Origin of the sequence: Streptomyces sp. WAC06614, assembly GCF_003949795.1 — a bacterium.
Taxonomy (GTDB): domain Bacteria; phylum Actinomycetota; class Actinomycetes; order Streptomycetales; family Streptomycetaceae; genus Streptomyces.
Genome location: NZ_RPRY01000466.1, coordinates 1 through 4,225 on the forward strand (window position 1 = coordinate 1; position 4,225 = coordinate 4,225).

Annotated in this window: 4 protein-coding genes; 3 read left to right on the plus strand and 1 reads right to left on the minus strand. The window is 73.6% G+C overall.

All coding sequences use genetic code 11. The annotated features are described in order from the left end of the window. Window positions 1-35 precede the first annotated feature (35 nt). The gene (locus EF918_RS33220) at window positions 36-782 is read right to left on the minus strand and encodes a MerR family transcriptional regulator (protein ID WP_125652615.1); all 747 of its coding nucleotides are present in this window, start codon (window positions 780-782) and stop codon (window positions 36-38) included. Window positions 783-870: 88 nt separating this feature from the next. Between EF918_RS33220 and EF918_RS33225 the strand changes: the two genes are divergently transcribed. The 3 genes from EF918_RS33225 (at window position 871) to rox (ending at window position 4,161) form a co-directional block, all read left to right on the plus strand. Further along, window positions 871-2,061, plus strand: a complete 1,191-nt coding sequence (locus EF918_RS33225) for an erythromycin esterase family protein (protein ID WP_125652616.1) — start codon at window positions 871-873, stop codon at window positions 2,059-2,061. A gap of 53 nt (window positions 2,062-2,114) precedes the next feature. Next, a complete protein-coding gene (locus EF918_RS33230) occupies window positions 2,115-2,552 on the plus strand; it encodes a VOC family protein (RefSeq protein WP_125652617.1) in 438 nt (145 codons plus the stop codon). A gap of 157 nt (window positions 2,553-2,709) precedes the next feature. After that, window positions 2,710-4,161, plus strand: a complete 1,452-nt coding sequence (gene rox / locus EF918_RS33235) for a rifampin monooxygenase (RefSeq protein ID WP_125652618.1) — start codon at window positions 2,710-2,712, stop codon at window positions 4,159-4,161. Window positions 4,162-4,225 lie beyond the last annotated feature (64 nt).

Here is a 4,225-nt window from a genome sequence, read left to right on the forward strand (position 1 = left end):
GTCGGGGTCGGGGGCCTGGGCCGGGGCCGGGCTCGTCACCGCGGCGTCCCGAGGTACGTGTGCAGGGCCGCCGCCCCCGCCAGCAGGGCCAGCCCGCGCGCCGTCAGCCGCTCGTGCCACTCCCGCAACGTCGCCTGCAGCGGCTCCGGCCCGCCCGCAGCCCGGACCTGTTCCAGTACCCGGGCGGTCCGCTCCAGCCCGTGCCCGCCCCGGCGCAGCTGATGGGCCAGGAGCACGTCCCGTACGTCGGCGGCGGTGTAGACGCGGTAGCCGGTGCGCCGGTCGCGCCGGGGGACGACCAGCCCGGCCCGCTCCCAGGTGCGCAGCGTCGCGGGCCGCAGCCCGAGCCGGTGGGCGAGCGGTCCGATGAACGTCGCACCGCCGCCCGGCCCCGGTGCCGCACCCGGCCGCGGCCCCGCTCCCGCTCCCGGGTCCCCGGCCGGTTCCCGCCCGGGCGCCGCGAGGTCGCGCAGGGCGGCCTCCACGTCCTCCAGCGTGCCCCGGTCCTCCGCGAGTTGGGCATGGCTCCGGTCGACCATCCGCAAGGCCTCCTCGACCTCGTCGGCGTTCACCGCCCGCATGATCGCGCCGGCGGTGGCATGGCCGTGTGCGGGGACCAGGGCGAGGAACGTCCGCAGCGCCGCCGCATGCCGCGGCGCGTACACCCGGTAGCCGCTCGATGAGCGCTCGGCCGGCGGCAGGATCCCGGCCTCCTCGTAGTTGCGTACGGCCTGCGTGGACAGGCCGTGCTCGCGCGCCAGATCGATGGGCCGCAACCGCATGTTGAAACTTTCCTCGCAGGAACCGGCAGTGCAGAGGGGAAGAAAGGCGAAAAGTTTACACCGAGGCTTCAACGATACGGTGGAAGCCATGACCGCAGCGATCCGGGCCGCCGCCCGCCCTTTCAGCGGCGAGGCCCTCACCTCACTCCTGTCCTCCGCCCCTCGTCTGCTCGGCCTCGGCGAGCCCACCCACGGGGTCGAAGCCTTCCTCGACCTGCGCAACGAACTCTTCCGCCACCTGGTGGAGCACGAGGGGTACCGCTCGATCGCCCTGGAGAGCGACTGCGTGGCGGCCCTGGCCGCCGACGCCTACGTCATCGACGGCACCGGCCGCCTCGACGAGGTGATGGACCGCGGCTTCAGCCACGAGTTCGGCACCTTCGCCGGCAACCGCGAGCTGCTGCGCTGGATGCGCGCGTACAACGAGCGGCGTCCGGCGCCCGACCGGCTGCGGTTCTACGGCTTCGACGGCCCGCTGGAGACGGCGGGCGCCGCCGGCCCCCGGCAGGCCCTGACCGCGGTGCACGGCTACCTCGCCACCCATCTCGACCTGGACCTGCCCTGGAGCGCCGAGCGACTGGACGCGCTGCTCGGCGAGGACGCGGCGTGGACCGATCCGGCCGCGATGAGGGACCCGGCCCGTTCCGTGGGCCGTACGCCCGAGGCCAAGGAACTGCGCCTGGCCGCAGACGACTTGCTGGCCCTGCTCACCGCGCATGCCCCGCACCTGACGGCGGTCGGCTCGCCCGAGGACCTCTGGCGCGCCGCACTGCACGCGCGCACCGCCGTGGGCCTGCTGCGCTACCACGCCGCCCTGGCCGACACCGCTCCCACCCGGCTGGGCACCCTCGTGGCGCTGCGCGACACGATGATGGCCGACAACCTCGAAGCGATCGTCCGCCACGAGGCCCGGCGCGGCCCCACCCTGGCCTTCGCCCACAACGCCCATCTGCAGCGCCACCGCAGCGGGATGAGGTTCGGCGGGCAGCAGCTCGCCTGGTGGAGTGCGGGCGCCATCGCCGCCACCCGGCTCGGCGACGGCTACGCCTTCGCCGCCACCACGTTCGGCACGCGTGGCTCGGACGTCCCCGACCCAGGCTGCCTGGAAGGCGTCCTGGCGGCGCTTCCGGACGCCCGCTCGGTCCTCGATCCCAACCGCCTCGTGGCGGCCTTCGACCCCGAACCGGCCGCCCGGGTCCCGGCCGACCACACCTACTTCGGCCTCGACCCGGCGACGCTCGACCGGGCCGACGCGATCGTCTTCCTGAAGGAGGTCTGAGCGGAGGAAAACTCCCGACCGCCCTGGGTGGCACGGCTGTTACGGTGACGCACATGACAACGACGATCAAGGAGTTCCAAGTCACCTTCGACTGCGCCGACCCCGAACGCGTCGCCCGGTTCTGGTGCGAGGTGCTGGGGTACGTCGTGCCGCCGCCGCCGAAGGGGTTCGACTCCTGGGGCGCGTACGACCGTTCGCTGCCGCCCGAGCGGCAGGGCGCGGCCTTCGCCTGCGTGGATCCCTCGGGGGTGGGTCCGCGGCTGTTCTTCCAGCGCGTCCCCGAAGGCAAGGCCGTCAAGAACCGGCTGCACCTCGATGTGCGGGTCGGTACCGGGCTCGTCGGCGAGGAGCGCATCGCCGCGCTGGAGGCCGAGTGCGAACGGCTGGTCGCGCTCGGCGCGGTGCGCGGGACGCTGCTGCGTGCCGACGGCTTCAACGAGTCGTGCCTCGGGATGCAGGACGTCGAGGGCAACGAGTTCTGTCTCGACTGATCCTCGGCCGAGGAAGAGAAACAGAAAAGGCAGGGAACACACGCTCTCCCTGCCACTCTCAACGTATAACACACAGGGGGCCTTGCGGCAAGGCCCTGTTCGTACCGCAGAATCACCGACCTGATCAAGATTCTGCGGAACGAAACGGGTGGGTGCTTTGATCGACGTCATCGTCGCGGGCGGCGGACCGACCGGTCTGATGCTGGCCTCCGAGCTGCGACTCGCCGGGGTCGGGGCGATCGTGCTGGAGAAGCTCGACCGGCCGGCCGACGTGATCCGCTCGCGCGGACTGCACGTGCGCAGCGTGGAGGTGATGGCCCAGCGCGGCCTGCTCGACCGGTTCCTCGCGGCCGGTCAGCGGTTCTCGGTCGGTGGGCCGTTCGCCGCGCTGGCCATGCCGTGGCCGGACAGCCTGGACACCGCGCACCCGTACGGCATCGCCATCACGCAGCCGGAGACCGAACGCCTGCTGACCGCGCACGCCCTCGGACTCGGCGTGGAGATACGACGCGGCTGCGAGGTGGTGGGCCTCGACCAGGACGAGGACGGGGTCAGCGTCGAGCTGGCCGACGGGACGCGGCTGCGCGCCCGCTACCTGGTCGGCTGCGACGGCGGGCGGAGCACGGTGCGCAAGCTGCTCGGCGTCGGGTTCCCCGGCGAACCGAGCCGGGTCGAGACGCTGCTCGGCGACATGGAAGTGACCGCGGATCCGGCGGAGTTGGCGGCCGCGGTCGCCGAGGTCCGCAGGACCCAGCTGCGTTTCGGCGCGATGCCGGAGGGCGGCGAGGGGGTGTACCGGTTCATCGTGCCCGCCGCGGCGGTGGCAGTGGACCCGTCGGTGCCGCCCACCCTGGACGAGTTCAAGGCGCAGTTGCGGGCGGTCGCGGGCACCGACTTCGGTGTGCACGCACCGCGCTGGCTCTCCCGGTTCGGCGACGCCACCCGGCAGGCCGAGCGGTACCGGGTCGGCCGGGTGCTGCTGGCGGGCGACGCCGCGCACATCCACCCGCCGACCGGCGGGCAGGGGCTCAACCTCGGTGTGCAGGACGCGTTCAACCTCGGTTGGAAGCTGGCCGCCGAGGTCAACGGCTGGGCGCCGGAGGGCCTGTTGGACAGCTACCACGCCGAACGGCACCCGGTGGGCGCCCGTGTACTGAGCAACACCCGGGCGCAGATCGCGCTGCTGGGGACCGATCCGGGCGCGGTGGCCCTGCGGGAGGTGTTCTCGGAGCTGGCGGCGTACGAGGACGTCCGCCGGCACCTCACCGAGATGATCACCGCGGTCGGCGTGCGCTACGCCGACGACCAGGGCCCCTCCGGGACCGAGGGGCACGAGCTGGTCGGACGGCGCCTGCGGGACGTCCCCCTGAAGCAGGGCAGTCTGTACGACCTGATGCACACCGGCCGCGGGCTCCTCCTCGACCCGACCGGCCGCCTGTCGGTGACGGGCTGGGCGGACCGGGTCGACCACGTCGCCGAGCGCGGCGGCGAGGAGCTGGGCGTCCCGGCGGTCCTGGTGCGGCCGGACGGATACGTGGCATGGGCCGGGGAGGAGCAGCGGGAGCTGCGCCCCCACCTGGAACGGTGGTTCGGCGCAGCCACCGCGTGACCGCCGGGCCGGGCCCGGGCCGGGCCAGGGGCCGGGCTTCGTGGTCCGACGCGCCGGGCTTCGC

What these genes read in the sequence shown, in the direction of transcription:
- EF918_RS33220 (WP_125652615.1), bottom strand. Translation starts at nt 782, where the DNA reads ATGCGGTTGCGGCCCATCGATCTGGCGCGCGAGCACGGCCTGTCCACG.
- EF918_RS33225 (WP_125652616.1), top strand. Translation starts at nt 871, where the DNA reads ATGACCGCAGCGATCCGGGCCGCCGCCCGCCCTTTCAGCGGCGAGGCC.
- EF918_RS33230 (WP_125652617.1), top strand. Translation starts at nt 2,115, where the DNA reads ATGACAACGACGATCAAGGAGTTCCAAGTCACCTTCGACTGCGCCGAC.